The 18414-nt window shown below is 32.9% G+C and carries 18 protein-coding genes; 3 read left to right on the top strand and 15 right to left on the bottom strand.

All coding sequences use genetic code 11. The annotated features are described in order from the left end of the window. Positions 1 to 25: 25 nt before the first annotated feature. Both EJ01_RS15090 and EJ01_RS15085 read left to right on the top strand, forming a co-directional pair. Entirely contained in the window at positions 26 to 592 is a 567-nt protein-coding gene (locus EJ01_RS15090; RefSeq protein ID WP_048082548.1) for a nucleoside monophosphate kinase, read from the top strand. A 204-nt stretch (positions 593 to 796) separates the two neighbouring features. Continuing rightward, positions 797 to 1177 carry an RNA-binding domain-containing protein gene (locus tag EJ01_RS15085; protein ID WP_048082547.1) on the top strand — a complete coding sequence of 127 codons (381 nt, stop codon included), beginning with the start codon at positions 797 to 799 and terminating at the stop codon, positions 1175 to 1177. Positions 1178 to 1388: 211 nt separating this feature from the next. On the opposite strand, the gene EJ01_RS15080 is transcribed toward EJ01_RS15085, so the two are convergent. The 7 genes from EJ01_RS15080 to EJ01_RS15050 all read right to left on the bottom strand — a co-directional run bounded on the left by EJ01_RS15080 (position 1389) and on the right by EJ01_RS15050 (position 8270). Further along, positions 1389 to 2069 (bottom strand): diphthine--ammonia ligase, encoded by a 681-nt coding sequence (locus EJ01_RS15080; RefSeq protein ID WP_048082546.1) that lies wholly within the window; start codon positions 2067 to 2069, stop codon positions 1389 to 1391. A gap of 9 nt (positions 2070 to 2078) precedes the next feature. Beyond that, positions 2079 to 2873 (bottom strand): hypothetical protein, encoded by a 795-nt coding sequence (locus EJ01_RS15075; protein WP_048082545.1) that lies wholly within the window; start codon positions 2871 to 2873, stop codon positions 2079 to 2081. A 354-nt stretch (positions 2874 to 3227) separates the two neighbouring features. Further along, on the bottom strand, positions 3228 to 3647 hold the full coding sequence (locus EJ01_RS15070; protein WP_048082544.1) for a hypothetical protein: 420 nt from the start codon (positions 3645 to 3647) through the stop codon (positions 3228 to 3230). 41 nt (positions 3648 to 3688) lie between these two features. After that, complete coding sequence (locus EJ01_RS15065) at positions 3689 to 4087, bottom strand: hypothetical protein (protein WP_048082543.1); 399 nt, start codon at positions 4085 to 4087, stop codon at positions 3689 to 3691. Between the two features lie 8 nt (positions 4088 to 4095). Further along, the gene (locus tag EJ01_RS15060; protein WP_048082542.1) at positions 4096 to 5208 is read right to left on the bottom strand and encodes a hypothetical protein; all 1113 of its coding nucleotides are present in this window, start codon (positions 5206 to 5208) and stop codon (positions 4096 to 4098) included. Then, entirely contained in the window at positions 5196 to 7325 is a 2130-nt protein-coding gene (locus EJ01_RS15055) for a hypothetical protein (protein WP_048082541.1), read from the bottom strand. Before EJ01_RS15055 ends, EJ01_RS15060 begins: the two co-directional genes overlap by 13 nt. Positions 7326 to 7337: 12 nt before the next feature. After that, entirely contained in the window at positions 7338 to 8270 is a 933-nt protein-coding gene (locus EJ01_RS15050) for a hypothetical protein (RefSeq protein ID WP_048082540.1), read from the bottom strand. 221 nt (positions 8271 to 8491) lie between these two features. Between EJ01_RS15050 and EJ01_RS15045 the strand changes: the two genes are divergently transcribed. Then, positions 8492 to 8881, top strand: a complete 390-nt coding sequence (locus EJ01_RS15045; RefSeq protein WP_048082539.1) for a class III signal peptide-containing protein — start codon at positions 8492 to 8494, stop codon at positions 8879 to 8881. A gap of 59 nt (positions 8882 to 8940) precedes the next feature. Here EJ01_RS15045 and EJ01_RS15040 read toward each other — a convergent pair whose 3' ends face one another. The 8 genes from EJ01_RS15040 to asnB all read right to left on the bottom strand — a co-directional run bounded on the left by EJ01_RS15040 (position 8941) and on the right by asnB (position 17830). Beyond that, the gene (locus EJ01_RS15040) at positions 8941 to 9825 is read right to left on the bottom strand and encodes a DUF2101 family protein (RefSeq protein WP_048082538.1); all 885 of its coding nucleotides are present in this window, start codon (positions 9823 to 9825) and stop codon (positions 8941 to 8943) included. 205 nt (positions 9826 to 10030) lie between these two features. Beyond that, entirely contained in the window at positions 10031 to 11191 is a 1161-nt protein-coding gene (locus EJ01_RS15035; protein WP_048082537.1) for an A24 family peptidase C-terminal domain-containing protein, read from the bottom strand. 50 nt (positions 11192 to 11241) lie between these two features. After that, a complete protein-coding gene (gene pyrG / locus EJ01_RS15030; RefSeq protein WP_048082536.1) occupies positions 11242 to 12840 on the bottom strand; it encodes a glutamine hydrolyzing CTP synthase in 1599 nt (532 codons plus the stop codon). A 160-nt stretch (positions 12841 to 13000) separates the two neighbouring features. Then, entirely contained in the window at positions 13001 to 14194 is a 1194-nt protein-coding gene (locus tag EJ01_RS15025) for a cofactor-independent phosphoglycerate mutase (protein WP_048082535.1), read from the bottom strand. Between the two features lie 54 nt (positions 14195 to 14248). Then, positions 14249 to 15271, bottom strand: a complete 1023-nt coding sequence (locus EJ01_RS15020) for a homoserine dehydrogenase (RefSeq protein ID WP_048082534.1) — start codon at positions 15269 to 15271, stop codon at positions 14249 to 14251. 34 nt (positions 15272 to 15305) lie between these two features. After that, positions 15306 to 15794, bottom strand: a complete 489-nt coding sequence (locus EJ01_RS15015; protein WP_048082533.1) for an amino acid-binding protein — start codon at positions 15792 to 15794, stop codon at positions 15306 to 15308. Positions 15795 to 15828: 34 nt separating this feature from the next. Next, complete coding sequence (gene gatC, locus EJ01_RS15010; protein ID WP_048082532.1) at positions 15829 to 16044, bottom strand: Asp-tRNA(Asn) amidotransferase subunit GatC; 216 nt, start codon at positions 16042 to 16044, stop codon at positions 15829 to 15831. Between the two features lie 313 nt (positions 16045 to 16357). Continuing rightward, complete coding sequence (gene asnB / locus EJ01_RS15005; protein WP_048082531.1) at positions 16358 to 17830, bottom strand: asparagine synthase (glutamine-hydrolyzing); 1473 nt, start codon at positions 17828 to 17830, stop codon at positions 16358 to 16360. Positions 17831 to 18414: the final 584 nt, after the last annotated feature.

Raw genomic sequence — 18414 nt, 5'->3', positions numbered from 1 at the left:
ACTGAAATCATTAAAGAGTGAGATCATGCAGGTAATAGGAGTAACAGGACTACCAGGATCAGGTAAGAGCATCGTAGCAAGAGTTGCTAAGAATATGGATGTCAATATAATACGAATGGGCGATGTTATAAGAGATGAAGCAGTAAAAAGAAACGCTGAAATTGGGGAAACTGCAGTTAAACTACGTGAAGAGTATGGCGACTATGTAGTTGCAGAAAGATGTGTAGAACTAATTAAAGAGCATTCAAAAGATGAAACTGCAGAATGTGAATTAAAATTTATAATCGAAGGTATAAGAAGCCCGTATGAAGTAAAAATATTTAAGAAAAATTTTAAAACATTTAAAATTATCGCTATCCATTCCAGCCCTAAAACACGCTTTGGTAGATTAAAAAGAAGAAAAAGAGAAGATGATTCCAGTAATGTGGCAGAATTTATAAAAAGAGATAATAGAGAACTTAAATTTGGGATAGGTAACGTTATAGCCACATCAGATTATATGATAGTAAATGAAGGGCCGGTCTGGAAGTTTAAAAATTCAATACGCAGCATATTAAAAAATGAGGTTAAAAACACTAAGCAAAAATCATAGATTTTTGCTTGTGGTTTTTACACCAAAAACGTAGTTTTGCCGGCCCCAAAAATCTACGATTTTTTAGGGATTCGCATGCTTTAATTTTCAAACACAGAAAATCTTCGGTTTTCGTAGTTAAAAAAAACACTGATTAATCCTTGATTTTTGATTGTTAAGATTAAAAAATCTAAAATTAATTCACACCCGCAGGAGTTTATAAAAATGAACTGTAAGATATATGCTAAGACTGAATTGAATCCCACAGAAGATATTGACAAAGTCACCAAAACACTGAAAAACATGTTTGATTATGATGATATAGAAATAGGGGAAAATTATGTCCTTGTATCTGGTGAAAAAGAATCAATTACAAATTTACGTAAGGAACTCAGGGAAAGGAAAATCAGAGGTGTTGCCAGGAAAATGATGTTAAAAGGAATTGGTGCAAATAAAATTCATTTCAAATTAAGTAAACAGGCAGCATTTGTTGGGGTTCCCAATTTTGTAGAAGATGATCTATCTCCACTGGGAGAAATTGACGTTGAAATTGAAACTGATGATGTTCAAAGATTTATAGACTGGATCGCTCCAGAAATTAAATAGTATCTAAAAATAGATTCTTGATAATTTTGAACTAATTTAATAAAGAATCAGTTAATGTTTGTTTTTAATAAATTTAATTTAAGGACGCTAAATTTGCAAAAACTTATTTTTCATCTAATTTTATGTTGCGGAAATTAAAAACAAATTTAGAACCGCTATTTTGAAATTTAGAATCAATATAATTTAAAAAAAAGTAATAAAACTGATTAATTTATTTTTCTTCTAATTCAGCTTCTTTAATTAAAAAATAACCGCTGTCCCCTTCCCAAATATTTTCTGATTCCATCACTTTAATTTTTTTATTAAAGATAGGTCCATCTAAAACAAGAGTTTCAGCTTCACCACCTTCAAAGCCAATGTGTATTTTATATTTTTTATTTAATTCCACAATCTCAAGGAGAGAGTCCCTATCAACTTTTCTACCAAGCCATGGCTCATCAAAGCCTTCAGCAGCTACACTTGTTATTATAACCTCAAATCCAAGGTCAATAATCTCTTCCATGTACTCTGTAGGATCTCTATGCCATAGTGGCGCGCATGATTCAAGCCCCAACTCTTCACAGAGTGCATCTATTCTTGACTTTTGATATACAGAAAAAAGAGCACCTGAATAAATAGCTTCAATTCCTTTATCTTTCAATTCAATTAGAATATTTTTAAGATCTTCTAATTCTTCTTCTTTAATTCCCTTTGTAACTTTTTTAATAAGTTTTATTCCCATTGCTTCAGCTGAAAGTTCTGTAATATGTATATTTGCAACATGAAACATGTACGATGCAGGATTATCAGAAAATACCGAGACAAGATACTCTACCTCATGCCCCTCCTTAATGGCACTGTATGCTGCCATTGTACTATCTTTACCCCCTGAAAAAAGAACTGCTGCTTTCATATTCACTCCTCATTTTTTAACTACTCTTCCCTTGATATTTTCAAAAATACCAAGAATGCTATCTATAAATACCCCTGCTAAGCCAACAAACATTCCAATAAATCCACATAAAATGATTACATTGGATTGATTTGGAAGTATTGCCTTTAAAGAATTGATTTTATCCTGTGTAGGGCCTTCTATACTTGTTACCACTACAGTTTGTGACAGTTGATCTCTAACCTGATCAGTTTTAGAAGGATCGGCTTGAACAGTTACATGCACAGCACTGTATGATGAACTTATTCCTGCTATTAACATCAGCCAGTCATCTAAACTTTTAATTGTATCTTTAGCATTGCTTCCATTTTGAATCTGGATATTTAAAGTATCATTTCCCTGAATCTGTACTGATGTTATATTAGTATTTGAAGCAGGTATGCGATCTGGAAGCGTGTTTTTCCAATAATCAGAGAAACTTGATGTTTTAATCGTTATTCCTGTCACATTAACGTTTTTAACTCCATCTATATTTTTTGCAGTATTTATAAACTGATTAACATCTACACTATCTGGAATATCTAAATATATAGTATCTAAATCTGTAGATGTACTCTGATAAAATGCAGAAGCAATATTTGGAATATCATCCATTATTGGAGATATAAAAAATGCCCCGCCAATGATACCTACTATAAAACCCATTAATACTACAAATATAAGATTTTTTTTGCCTATAATTGGCGTTAAAAGAGCGGTTGAAAATACAAATACCATTAGTACTAAAAATAATATAACCATTAATATAACTGCGATAGTTTCCATGATTACGTCCCACGACTATTCAATCTCTGTATTACACTAAGTTTCACTTTACAACTATTATTCCTTTGATAAATCAACATATATCTTTTTTGCTACTGCACTTTTATTTTCTAAATGAGAACAAATATTTTTATGCTGGAGAAATCTCAAATAATAATTTATTATATTTTATCAATATACACTTATAAAATTTTTTAATTATTTAACTTTGTACTAATCCTAGGGGCTAATGAATTAAGCCACTAATTTATTTTCAAAAATGTTTAAAATAAGAAAATTCACTTTAAACCATTAAATGCATCTAATAAAAAAAATGGAGAAATAATTGAAAATTAAATTTACATCTATATTCAGTTATGCATTTCCCACTACTGTCCCAGTGGATAAATCGACATAAACCTTCTTTGACGTGGACCCCTTTGTTAAAGGAACAATCCATACAGCCATTACAGTGTTATTTATAGTAACATTGCTTTGAGTTGGTTGTCCTGCTGTATATCCCGGATTAGCTCCTGCAGCTATATTCTTGGCTACATCTGCAGATATTTGAAATGTGCTGTTATTTGTTACATTAGCTGTAGTGTTATTTGCTGTAGAATTATTAGCAGTCGCAACAGGAGCTGCAGGTGTTACAACTCCATCATCTGGAGATCCATTCTGATACTCTACATCCGAATTACTGTGAAACGGATTAAATGCATAAACTGCAATAATAACAAAAATTATACCTAATACAATTAAAGCTTTTTTTTCCCATCCTGGTTCTAGATCCATAGAAATCACCGATAATAATTGACTGAATTTTTATTTAGATATTATGTAAATTGTATAGTTCCATTATTGTTTTTAACTTGATGAGGTGTACCATTATTAGTCATGCTAAAAGATTGGATACGTGCTGGTACCAGTTTAATGGTTATATTGTTATTGTGATAGGACATACTTAAATTTCCATTGCTGTATACATAAACTGTATAATTAGCTGGAGAATCTGGAAGGGTTAAATTGGCAGAATATCCTGGGCCGTTTATATAAACCGTGTTAATTGTTTCAGCTACAGATTCACCTATCATCCTAACTTGACCAAGGTTTCCGCTGTCTGTTTTATCCATTCCAGAACTTACTAATTGGATTAAACTTAAAGCAATGACCATGAATATTACCGTTGCAAGTATCAATTCAGCACTTGCTTGTCCTCTACTGTCTAAGCTCATTTTTTCACCTAATAATTATAACTAGCGGAAAGATTGAGATATCCGCGATAAGCAGTGGAAATAAGGAAATTTTTACCATCAGGTCCCATAACAGTAGTGGTAGTCGAACCATGTTTAGTTGTTATAGTATAACCAGTTACACTTGCAAAATATTCATGATCTAACATGGATGTTGGATTGTTACCATGATCTTCCTGTAAAGGATCGTACAGAATAAATGTGCTCATTTTAGCACTATTTGGCCCTGCAGATGTATTATTCGTTCTGCCCTCTAATCTATCAAAGAATGTAAGCCCATGCGTATCTGGGAAGTAATAAGGACGATATCCCATAATCGTATTAGCCCCTTCAAGACATTCATATAAATTATCTAATTTGCCTGCAGATACAGTATCAGCGAAGTGATATTCTAAATTGCCCATATAAGTATTATAATAAGGATATTTGTAGAAAACAGAACTGGTTCTCTCTTTAGCATTTACCCACACATATGGATCTTCCAGACCTTCAATAGAAACATAAGCAGTTTGAACAGGTGTGTTAAACGTCATATTTTGACCTGCAGATGATGAATTTTGCACAACTGTTATGGCTATACTGGGTATAGAAATTGTAAATCCATAGGGATCATCCTGTGAAATACTTAAATCACTTCCTTGAAATATAGGGGCAGAATCATCATTATTAGGGTTAATATATCTACCATTTATATATATAATCCTGCCTGTCTGCCTCTCCAGATCTTTACAAGTATTAGTAATATTAATATTTATCGTTTCTGCAGTAGTGTTTGTAATATAAGCCCTACTTGTATTCCCCGTAGTATTAAAAAATGGTTGATTATCGGCCAGCACATTAGTACTATTTATTACTGACTGAACTGCCATAAAAGAAGATCTTCTACCTGCATCTGCAGTATCCTGTTGTATAGCATTTACAACATCACTTGCTACAGTGGCAGTGACATCTCCACCTATAACTATTGCAGAAAGAAGGTTAACTTCATTTACAATGCCGCTGTATGAAATAGCCAGTATGACCACCGGTATCATTAATAAAAGTGCTAACGGTGTGAATGCGTATCCTTTATCGTCCATTTTATCATCTCTTATTGTTTCCATAATTCCAATCGTACAGGTATGGAATTTGGCACATCCCCAGTGTAGATAGCCTCAGTTTTTATCTGGCTGGTATCTACAGTATATCCATATGACCGTAGGGTATTAGTTAAATTATTAGCTGCAATGGTCTTTGCATCAGTTGGGTTTGATGCAAATGAATCCACCCATATACTTGACAGGAATTTAGGGTAAACAATGCTTACTCTTGTACCCGAAAAAATTTCAGGGTTTGCAATAGCATTATACGAAATAGCTCCACTAGGTCTAGATGACCCTCCATAATCACCTGATTCATATGATGCTCCTGGAGTTATACTTAGGCTTATAGTGTAATTTCCAGGTTTCAGTTGATAGGTACCATTTGGATTTATAGTTGTAAGTAAATGGGTTGTTTTTGCTGCATCAAGATCTCCCAGGTCCAGCGAAAATGGAACGGGGCCACTGCTATAAAGTGTTGAACTTGCTCCAGTACTGTTTTTAATTGTAACTGTTATGTTTTTAGTATCTAATCCAGTACCTATAAATAATATAGCTTCCTGGGCATCAGAATCTACTTTAAAAGTTTTAGTTTGAGTCGCGGTAGAATCATCATACTGTTTGCTGTCAAATGGATAAGTATCCCACCTAATCGGCAGCTGACTGTATTTAATTATAGAATAACAGCTGGTTAGTCCAACTAAGTCATTATCACTGCTTGGCGCATCGTCCCATATAATAACTCTAACCTGATTATTGCCTGAAGTAAGATAAGGTGCTATGTTTAATATCCCTGGAATATTACCGTAACCTCCATCATCACGTTCGGTATAAGAACCAAATGAAGTGAATATGGTCTGCCATGTACCTTTTGAATTTTTAACCTGTACAATAGCCCTATCTACACCCCCATATGGATTTATAACCGTATAAGCATCAAAAAGCCGAGTGTTTGGAGGTAAATAAACATTAGATACAGAAGCAACTGCAGACCCTGTGGATGTACCATAAGGTATGCCTGTTATTTGGAAAGGTTTATTTGTATTTATATCGCTGCTCTGTATAGTATTCCAGCTTATACTACTTCCAGAAGAATTTGTTACTGTTCCAGTATTCAGATCATAGGTCAAAGAGTTGGATGATGTACCGGCCCCTGCAATGTCTGGGAAATCAGAGGTAGCAGTCACAACCCCCTGAGGGACCTTCATCGTTGTAGTATAATTTCCTATTATAGAAAACCAGGGTAACTCATGATATGAATTTGCAAAGAAATTGAGATAAAAGTTATTTGTTCCAATATTTAATTCAGAGTTACTTATATTTCCCAAATAATTGTACATGTAACGTCTATAAGTACCACCACTATTGTACGTAGTATAATATAAAGCACTGCCAAATTTTGCACTAGTTATGTTATGCTTGTTATTATTACCGTTTAAAATAAAGTTAGCACCGAAAGCACTGGGACTTGTCCAACTGTTACGGTCATAACAACTGCCTATTAAAAATTTAGCCCCATTTATTGATGTTCCATTAATGTAAAATGAAATACTTTTAGGGCTACTTGAGCTCGAAGTACCTGACATACCCCAGTATTTATAAGTACTAAGACCACCATCCCATGGGTCAAAGTTCTGCAGCCAGTTGTGGAAGTTCCAGAGCGTAGTTACTGCTGTATCCGTTTGATCCTCAAACTGAACCTGTTCTATTTTATAATAAGCTCTTCCTACCCATCCTTCCTGCGGCCCTGATATGACTTTAACTTTAGTTGCAATATCATTACTGGTAAGCAAATTACGGGTACCTGTTGTATTTTGGACCACATATGAGTTTCCAGAGGTCATAGTAATTCTATAAGCAATACCTGAAGGTACCAGCATGCCAAGGGTTGTATTTAAATCTGCATTGGCTTTGGCAATAAGACTCGCATCACCACTAGAATAATAAACCGCATCAGTACGTAACTGTCCGCTCTGTTCCATAGTTTCTAAAATACTGTCTGCCAGAGTCTCTAGATGCTGGTGGTCTTCACCTTGATAATAAGGAAGCAGTGTATATGCGGTAATAGTAGCAGTAAGTACTATTACCACTATTAAAGCTAAAGATGCATCAACTGTGAATATAAAACCTTTTTCATCCATAACAATCAATCCCTAATTGGTCCACAGAAATAGTATCACCCTGCATGGTTTTGGTTTAATGTTATCTAAACTAATTTGATCTTCAGGAGTCCCTTTAGGGGCCTGGATTATATAAACATCCATTGAAGAATGGGGATTACTTACAGTCCTTACAGTTACTGTATTATCCTGTAGAGTTGTCATATTCTTTAAAAATGACTCATCAATTTGTTCTGTTATGTTAGCATGACGTGTGCTCTGCCCGTTAAAATTATTACCTTTTATTACAGTGTTACTGTTGATATCTACGGTTGCAGAGTCATATCCATTATTTACAACAAGAACATAATAATCATAGATAGTAAGATAAAAATTATTAGTTGGAAAAGGATTAGGCGGGCTAGTATATGTTCTTGGAACTCCAGCATCACGGATAGCATCTTTTATAGAGGATACTACATCCAGCCTTGCATAATTAGCCACTTTTTCTACCCTAACAATATCAGAAGCAGTGCTGTTAATTCCCGCTCCACTTGCACCTACATTATTTGTACCTATACTTTTCAAGATGGTACTGTCATCTATAGTAGTAATATTCAAATAGAATCCATATTCATTGCCTATAAGTTTCTGCATATTAGATACATTCAGAGCTGTCAGTTTACCTGCCGATACCGTTCCTTCTAAGGGTATTCCCTTAGTAGAATCATACTTTGCAATTCCAACAACATTTACAGATCCATTTTGTTCCCAGTTTGTAGGATCCCCCGATGTTTCAAGTAATGTATTCAATGTATCTGCAGCAACCCTTTCAGTGGAACCTCGATAAACAGTATCCTGTATTAAATATGTTATATTGTCCATATCAGAAGCAACCATGCCTAAAACAAGCACTAAAGGTATAAGAGCAAACAATATATCTAAAGAAAATAATTGGCCCCTTGAATCGCCTGATATTAATCCCAAATTCTTACACTCCTATATTATGATTATATAAACTTCAATTGATATTTTATATAACTTAACAATATTTATATATGTTTGTTACCTCTTATCCTACCCCAAAATAGTATTACACTTTCTAAAATTGTAAATATATTTAAACAAAAAACATATAGATTAATTAAATAGTAATACACTGGTTAAAATAGTAAAACATATACTCCACTACTGAAAAAGAGTTAACTATGATAATGGATCGACGGGGACAAATATCATTAGAATTCGTTCTTATACTTGCCCTTATGGCGGTAATTGTAGGTGCTATTGGTTGGTATGCAGGAAATGCAAACGAACAAAATGTTATAACATCAGCGGTAAGATCCGCAGCAGATAATGCAACAACTACCCTTGCTATGTTAAATAGAACCATGAAACCTGTAACAGTCGAAGATATAACCACAACTACTAATGGAAATAATATAACACTTCAAGTAGATATCAGTGGTTCGCTTTCCAGTAACCAAAATCAAATCATAAAAAGCAGTATACTATCTTCAATAGCCTCCCAGGGATACAATGTGACCAGCAACACCATTGTAACAAATAAACATGTATACACAATTAAAGTAGCGTAATTTATAAATTCATTTTACTGCTTTTGTATTCCTTTTTTTAAAATTAAATAAAAAAATAGTTAATTTATAATCTCAATTATACTAACAGGCTTATTTCCACCAGTGCTTAATAGTTTTTCTTTTATTTGAAGTTTAACTTCGTCTCCCTTACCAGCACCACAGCTGTTAGTTACAAAGTACATATCAGGCTTCACATTGGAACATATATCATATTCTACCTTAACATAGGCTGTATTTTCACTGGTTTCAACTACAGTCCCATAGGTGAAATTTCGATGATACCTTATTCTGAAAATTAAAAAAACAGCCACAGATAATAGCGCTGCAAAGATCAGAACTGTAAGATATGGGAAAAACTCAAATGAAAACGCCATGATAAAGTTTGGATTACTGCTGACTACGACTAAGACTATACCTGCCACAATATACATTAAAAAAAAGTCGCGATAAGCATTAAAATCTATAGGATACATTAATTTAACCTTAGACCTCAGCAGATATACCATGTATACAACTAATAGAATTCCAAGAATACAGAAAATAATGAAAGACAGAAAATTAAATAGGTAAAGTACTGATACAACTAAAAAACCTATAGAAATTAGTTGAAGTTTAAATACGGTTCTTTCCTTTTCTTTTGAAGTAAATTTTCCAGATAAGGGTGTATCATGCATCTGAATTTCTTCAGTATCCTTATTTAATTGAGAACTTTGAGGATTTCTCATTTCAGAAACTTTTGAAACTCCCATTTCACCAATCTCAAGACCTGTATCTTTTACTTTAGACAAGTTTTCTTTAAAAGACCCTGAATTAACCTTATCTTTAATATCGTTAGTGTTAATGCCCCTCAAAATAGAAGGGATTTTAGGTATTGCTAAAATTAGCATTCCAATAAAATTAAATATTTTTATGATTAACTCACCGAATTTGGCAAATATATTCATTGAAATTCCTCTAATTTGTGTTATTAATAAGGCTTTATGCATATATAAATTAATGAATTTCATAGATTACTGTTACAAGTAAAATTAAACCGAAATTGCCCTATTACTTTAATTCTTTCTGGTTAATGTTGTTTATATCTTATATAAATAATTAAGTGTACATAGCTTAAGATAAGTTCTATTAATTATTATATGATACTATAAATCAATATAGTATTACATATAATATTTTCTGGAGTATGACAGCTAAATCCCCTATAAATAGGGAAATTAAAAGACCTATCAAGATGGAAGGTGCAAATGGCACTCCCCTTTTGATTTTAATTTTAGGATCTATTTTATTTTCTTCAAATAACTTTTTAAGAAGAGTTATATTTTCTTCAGTTAAACCTGCTGCCATAGAACTTATTAAAAGCTTACCTTTAGGGGCAGTGATTCCAGTAGGGTCCCCATTTTTTAAAGATTCTTTTATTTTATCAAAAAAACCTTTATCATCCACATAAACTTCATCTGCTCTTTCATACATATTATAAGCAGGTATCATCCCTTCTTTTAAATCAGAAATTTCATAGTCATCCTGGAGAGCTTTTCTATTTACAGATGTAATCAATTTTCTAATAATTCCAATAGCTGTTATTGATAAGAATATAGCAACTATACCAATTACTGTTACTTGTATATTTGTGTATAACGCAAATACCGTGAAGACAAACAGAATAACGGCCTTTACCATATCCGGCAGTTTCGAGATAATGAAAGATAAGACAATAATAAGAACTAATGAAACTACTATTGTCCTGTAAGGTAGATAAGGCAGTATGACATATGTCAATGAAACTGCTGCTGTTGTAACCAGTGCCAGTACAATATTCTTTTTATATTCTTTAACTGGAGCCAATAATTCGTCCACAAGATAAGGTTTCCTCCGTATTGCTATAAATAACACGTAAATTAAGAGGAAAGGAAGTATAGAAAGCAAACTATTTATTATAAGAGTAATAGGGAACCCGTAGATAGAAACAATTGGGAAAGCTGCACCCCATATATTGTAACTTAAAGCTAATGGGTAAAAAGGAAGTAAAGCTGCCAGTGCTGTAAATAATTTAACATCTCCACCTGCCCACGCCCCTAATTTCCAGAAAATATAGCCCAGAGCAAAGATCACTGCCGTAAATATTACACCAGTTACAATAAACCAGATATCATTAATCATAAATGCATATACTGCATTTAAGACAATTCCCAAACCAATTAATGAGAAAGTAAGTTTATTCTGGATAATTCCAGATTTTAAATCTGTATAACTTGCATACAAACATGCTATAATTGCTATGAATGTACAGACTAAAGGTATATCGAAAACCATGATAATCACTTGACCCGTTGTAGATATTTAGATATTTGAAATTAAATAGCCTAAGATTTATTCTTTTTATTTTCAAATGATGCATTCATAAATGATACAAAGATAGGATGAGCATTATTTGGTCTTGATTTAAATTCTGGATGGAACTGACAGCCTAAAAACCATGGATGATCTTTAAGCTCTATCATTTCAACAAGCAAATCATTAGGTGATATACCTGAAATTATCAACCCTTTTTCCTGCAATATTTCACGGTATTCATTGTTAAATTCAAATCTATGCCTGTGTCGTTCATCCACAGACTTTTTTTGATAAGCTTCATATGCCTGTGTTCCAGTTTTAACATTACATGGATAAGAACCAAGCCTCATTGTTCCACCCATATACTCGATCTTTATCTGTTCCGGCATGATGTCAATAACAGGATTCTTAGTCTCTGGATCAAATTCAGTACTGTTTGCATCTTCAAAACCATTCAATCTTGCAAATTCAATTACCATACACTGCATTCCAAGACAAATTCCAAACAGTGGGACTTTCTGCGCTATTGAATATTTTACCGCCTCTAATTTTCCAGAGATACCCCTCTCACCAAAACCGCCAGGTATAAGTAATCCATCTAATCCTTCAAGTTTGTTAGTATCAAGTGAATTTCCAGCATTTATCCAGTCTATATGAACTTTAACTCCAATACTCGCGGCTGCATGTTTTAAAGACTCTCTGATACTTATATAAGCATCCTCAAGCTCTACATACTTCCCTATAATTCCTATATTTACTACTGGTTCCTCTTTTTTTAAGGACTTCACAATTTTTTGCCAGTCCTTAAGGTCCGGCTGTCGAGATTCCATTTTTAATCTTTTAAGTACATATTCCCCTACATTTTCTTTACTTAGAATTAAAGGAACTTCATAAATTGAACTAACATCAGGACAGTTTATAACAGCATTTCTTTCAACGTCACAAAAATGAGCTATTTTTTGTTTTAGGGGAGTATCAATAGATAACTCAGACCTGCAAATTATCATATCTGGAATAATACCAGTACTTCTCAATTCTTTAGTACTGTGCTGGGTAGGTTTAGTTTTAAACTCACCTGCAGCATTCAGGTAAGGTACATAAGTTACATGAACAAACATTACATTGTCATGCCCCTCTTCATTACGCAGCTGTCTCACAGCTTCTAAAAATGGCTGACTTTCTATATCCCCTACAGTTCCACCTATTTCAACTAAAACTACATCCGCATCGTTTTTATTTGAAATTTTTCTTATCATTGACTTAATTTCGTCAGTTATATGTGGAATTATCTGTACACAGGATCCAAGATAATCTCCTTTCCTTTCTTTATCAATAACAGATGAATAAACTTTACCTGTGGTTATATTAGAATCACCGGAGAGTTCTACGTCTAAAAACCTTTCATAATGCCCTAAATCTAAATCAGTTTCCATACCATCTTCTGTAACAAACACTTCTCCATGTTGATAAGGATTAAGAGTTCCTGAATCCCAGTTTAAATAAGGATCTATCTTTATTGCAGTTACATCAATTCCATATGATCTTAATATCCTACCAATTGATGCTGCAGTTATTCCTTTTCCAATTGAACTTACAACTCCGCCAGTTACCACTATATATTTTGACAGCTAAACCATCTCCTAATAATATCGATGTATATCATTAAAAATCTTATATCAAGTTAAAATTATAATCTACAATCTGGATTTATAAAGCATTATTTATAACATTAATGGAATGCTCTAAAATTAATTCTAACAAATAATATGGATATTAAAATTATTCATTTCAAATATCCAAAAAACTTTTCATAAATTTATGTCCTTCAATGGTGCCCAAAGAACCCATTTTTGCTGAAAATTCATTATACTGATTGACATTATCTTTAACCCCATTTGTAGAGCACATTGCATAAGGAATCGCATCTGTTGTATGTGTTTTAACAGATATAGGGGTCGCATGATCAGGCAGTATAGAAATAGCATAATCATCAAATTTTGGGAGTTCATCAAGAAGTTTTCCAATGATTTTTTCATCTATACTTTCTATAGCTTTGATCTTTTCTGTTATGTCACCAGCATGCCCTGCCTCATCTGGAGCTTCAACATGGACAAACACTAAATCATGGTCATTTAAGGTATCCACTGCGTAATTCGCTTTTTGACTGTAATCCGTGTCAAAATAACCAGTTGCCCCTGGAACATTGATATTAGTCAGTCCAAGATAAGATCCAAGACCTTTTATAAGATCTACACCTGTAATGGTAGCACCTTTTAATCCATATTTTTCAATAAACGGATCCATATTGGGCCTAGTTCCCTGTCCCCATAACCATATCATATTTGCAGGGTACTTACCATCTGCAACTCTTTTTTTATTTACAGGATGATCTTCAAGTATTTCCACCGAGTCACGCATGATCTTATTTAATAATTCCGCATTTTTATCATCATAAGGCTTTAGAAGGTTTTCTTCAATGCCTTCTCCAACCACATCGTGAGGAGGAGTGGATTTTAACGAAGCTGATTCGGTATTATCCATTACAAACAAATGTCTGTAGCTTACACCAAGATAAAATTTTCCAATTTCTGCAAATTCCTGATTTAAAGTATCTATAAGCTCTTTTGCTTCTCCTGTAGAAATATGATTTGCATTAAAATCTGCTAATTTTCCATCTTTTGCGGTTATAAAATTACATCTAAAAGCAACCTCTCCATTTTGAAGATCAGCGCCTATACTTGCCGCTTCAAGCGGCCCTCTTCCAGTATAATATTTTTTAGGGTCATAACCCATTATTGAAAGGTTTGCAACATCAGATCCCGGCTGCATACCTTCAGGAACGGTTTTAAGTAATCCATTTGTACCATTAGATGCTATAAAATCCATATTGGGAATCACAGAAGCTTGAAGAACAGTTTTATTATTTAATTCTTCAAGGGGATAATCTGCCATTCCGTCTCCTATTACAACTACGTATTTCATTTTTAAAAAGTCTCCAAGTTAATATTGATCCAAACTGATATCGTGTTATTTTATTTACCCGTTGCATTGTTTAATCTTGTAAATACTTATTATATCACTTAAAATCGCAGAAGCAGTTTCAAGGGGCCCTGCACCTTTTCCAACAACAGTTACATCTTCGGCAAGATCTGTTTTAAGTGTCGCCACATTCAGCGTGCCGTCTACTGCAAAAGGAGATCCTTCCCTTACAAGTCTTGGTGAGACTTCAAGAACATCTCCCGATACTTCCCCAATTAATTTAATGAGATAACCTTCATTTTTAGCAAGAGAAATGGATTCGGGAGTAATTTTTGATATTCCAGTTACTTCCACATCTTTATAACTTACATCTCTACCTAAAAGTGAATTTGCAAGAATTACAGTTTTACACGCTGCATCTATACCTTCAACATCTTGTGCAGGATTAGTTTCAGCTATTCCCAGCTCTTGAGATTCTTTTAAAATCTGTTCATATGATGAACCTTCCTTAGCCATCCTTGAGAGTATGTAGTTTGTTGTACCATTTAAAATTCCTAATATAGAATCTATATCACAGCTGGATAAAGTTTCATGGGCAAAGTTTATAATTGGCATTGCCCCTCCTACGGAAGCTTCAAATTTAAATTGGACTCCATTATTCATTGCAGATTCATTTAGTTCTTTGAAGTATAAAGCTAAAGGTCCCTTATTTGAGGTAACTACATCTTTTTTATCCTCAAATGCCTTTAAAATATGTGTTTTAGCAGGTTCACCGTTGCAGATATCAGTAGGAGTTACTTCAACAAGACAGTCATATTCAGCCTTATCAAGTACATGCACATTTGATATTCCAGAAACTCCATATTCTGGATAATTAGAAACTTTTCCAGTTTTTTCTTTAGTTTCAAGGAGTAAATCAAGATCTAACCCATTATTAGAGATTGCAGCTCCAGAAGTATCCGTAACTGCTACCACCTTAAGATCTAATCCATATTTTTCTTTAAATCTATTATTTTTCATGGAAATAGCCTTTACTACGCCCTTTCCAACTGCACCAAAACCTAAAATACAAATTTTCATTTACTTACTCTCCTAAGCAGCAGCGAATCAACGTCTAAACTTCATTTATAACTAAAAATCCTTTAGATTTTCCAATTTCTTTTATGTTTCCCAGTATCTCTTTTCTTTTACCGGAATCTGCTTCAAGAATGATCTTAGATGCTGATCTTTCTGGATCATCCCCAATTTTTAAATTGAAATCAATTACTCTTACACCTTCAATGTTATTAAGCCTGCCAAGTGCATCCTTAACATCTTTTTCAACGATATTTCCAATAAAGATTGTTCTTATTTTTTCTTTCCTTAAAACACCGTCTACTTCCATTATCTGAATATTCTGACTTTCAAGAGTGTCTATAACCTTATCCAATGTATCTTTATCTCCCTCAATTGTAATCTGGACAGGTATTGTACCCCTTTCTGTTTTTACATCCCTCTGGTGAATTACAGTGACTATATTAGCTCCAAGCCTACTAATAGGCTTAAAAGCATCAGTAAGTTGTCCAGGGATATCTAAAAGTTCTAAAACTAGATTTAATCTCATTCCATCATACCTCATTAAAAAGGATAAATGGTGTTTATTTTACCCATTTTCCTTTTTCTGCAATAACATTTCCATTTTCATCCAGTTCTGCATTTCTAAGAATTTTTTCGGGGTTTTTATCCTTCCCACAATCTGGACGCGTTAGATTAACGTTATCAACAATATATTGAGTTTCTTCAAGTTCAGGAATGTCTTGAAGGGATTCCCGAAATTTTTCCAATATTATTTCAGCTTCTTTTTCTATTTTCATTTTTTTCCCCTCTAAAATCTATTTTTTAATGATGTAAATTTTAAAGGAAAGTTTTTGATCCACCTGTTGAAAATCTTCGATTTTCAACGTTTACGAAACTCTATTTCGTAACTGCAAAAATCTTCAATTTTTGCACGCCACAAAATGAAATTTTGCCGGCTTTTTTCTAAAAAGCCCTCGAAAATCTTTGATTTTCGGGGCATTCAAAATCTTTGATTTCGATGTCCCAAAATTAAAAATTTTGAGGACGCCAAAAATTTCATAAATTTTTGAGCGGTGGGCTTGTCTTTCCCCTTTAAAATTCGTTTATTTTTCAATAATATATGTCAAATTTATTTTGGATATTTTTAAAGGATTCATCCTTTAAAACTTTTTTAACAAGCATTTTGTGGATACCTGATCCATATTGAGCTGCTTTTTTAGGCCTCTTTACGATTTCTTCAGGCACTCCAAGTTCAGCTCCTACTTCCCTGAGAATACATTTTCTCAAGGTATCGTCTTTATTTATTTTATACTTCATAGGTATGTTCATAGCAATATTTATAATATCGGGATCAAGATAAGGCACTCTAAGTTCAATTGAATTTGCCATAGTGACAGCATCATCTCTCTGTAAGTTTACATGATACAGGTTTAAAATATCTTTCTTCAAATCTTCCTGTGCCCTTTCTCCTTTCTCCTCATAAAACTTTAAATAACGATTGTATCCTCCAAAGAGTTCATCTGCCCCTTGTCCTGAAAGCATGACTTTTAAATTATCTTCATATGCCATTTCTGCTGCAATGTATGCAGGCATTCCAACTCCAATTTTCATGATATTGAATTCTTCTATTGCATCCAGTACAGGTATCAAATATCTCTTGACATCATCCACATCTATTACCTTGGTTCTAAGGGGTAAATTCATTTTTTCTGCGGTTTTCCTAGCAAACTTAAGATCAGCAGAATCTTTATGGCCAACACTGTAAAGGCGCGTTTCAATTCCAAGATCATCTGTTATTTTAGCAATTATTGTACTGTCTATGCCTCCTGAAAAAAGTATACCCACTTCAGAAAGTCCAGATACTCTCTTTTTTACAGATGTTATCAAAAGATCCTTTAACTGTTTTCTTAGTGTCTCTTTAGATAAATTAGATTGGCTTCCTAAATTCGGTATATTGATATTTCCATTTAATTTATTGCTCACCAGTTCATTATTGTACAGCATTGAATCAGGTGGAAGTGTTTTTACATCATTTATACCTATTTTCCAGAGTGCTTTCTTTTCAGAAGCGAATGCAAAAGTTTTTTCATCATCATTTTCTCCAAAATAAAGCGGTTTTACCCCAACAGGGTCCCGCACTGCTGCGAAGTTTTTACCATCATACACCGCAAATGCATAGTCTCCATCCAATTGTTCAATGGTTTTTATTACTGCATCGTAAAGTGAGCCCTCATAAAACATTTTAATAAGACTGATAATAATTTCACAATCAGAATCTGTTTTAAAATCTATATTAAACTTGTTTTTAAGTTCTTTAAAATTGTATATTTCCCCGTTACATACTAAAACATAATTATCATAGACTATGGGTTGTGAATCAGGTTCACATCCAACTATAGAAAGTAAATTATGTCCGAGTCCAAATGATCCTTCAGAAATTTTTAAATTATCTAAATTCCCATAAGATGTAACATCATCTACAAAAACGCCTGTTCCATCTGGACCTCTGTGTTTTAAAGAGATAAGCATATCATATAGTTTTTTTGATATATTGGTTCCCATTACTCCTGCTATTCCGCACATACTCAACTTCCCAATTTAAAAAAATTAAAAGTATCCTTCAAAATTAGTATTCATTTAAGCGCATAACATAACTTTTTAAATACTTATTTTTGAGTTGAAATTTAAAGCACAACCATAAATTTCTTATAAATACTTGCCAAAAATATTTGGTTATTCGCTATAATAAATCAATATTTGAAGTAGGTTTTTCATATTTATTTACTTTTTCCCACAGAAGATACTGGCTATTAATGAATTTTATTAGCTATTTAAACAACTATCATAACCATTTTACATTTTCGATATTAAAAATTCTAATATGTTAAATTCTTTTATTTGCCCACTGCCCTATTTAATACTTTTATCCTAATATTTAAAGATCCTAATGGTTTTTATTCTAAAAATATCTGATAATTACATGACAATCTTTTAATTATATTAAATATATCCTGTTTTCTTATAAATAACAAAAAATCAATTAAATTAATTTAATATTTTTTATCTAAATTTTATTTTATAATTTTGTTTTTTTTAATTTACTTAATTCGAAAGAAAATATTAATGTAATTTTGTTTAATAATGTTCAAATTACTAATTTTTTGTTG

Origin of the sequence: Methanobacterium veterum (genome assembly GCF_000745485.1) — an archaeon.
Taxonomy (GTDB): domain Archaea; phylum Methanobacteriota; class Methanobacteria; order Methanobacteriales; family Methanobacteriaceae; genus Methanobacterium_D; species Methanobacterium_D veterum.
This window is presented reverse-complemented; position numbering and strand designations above follow the sequence as displayed.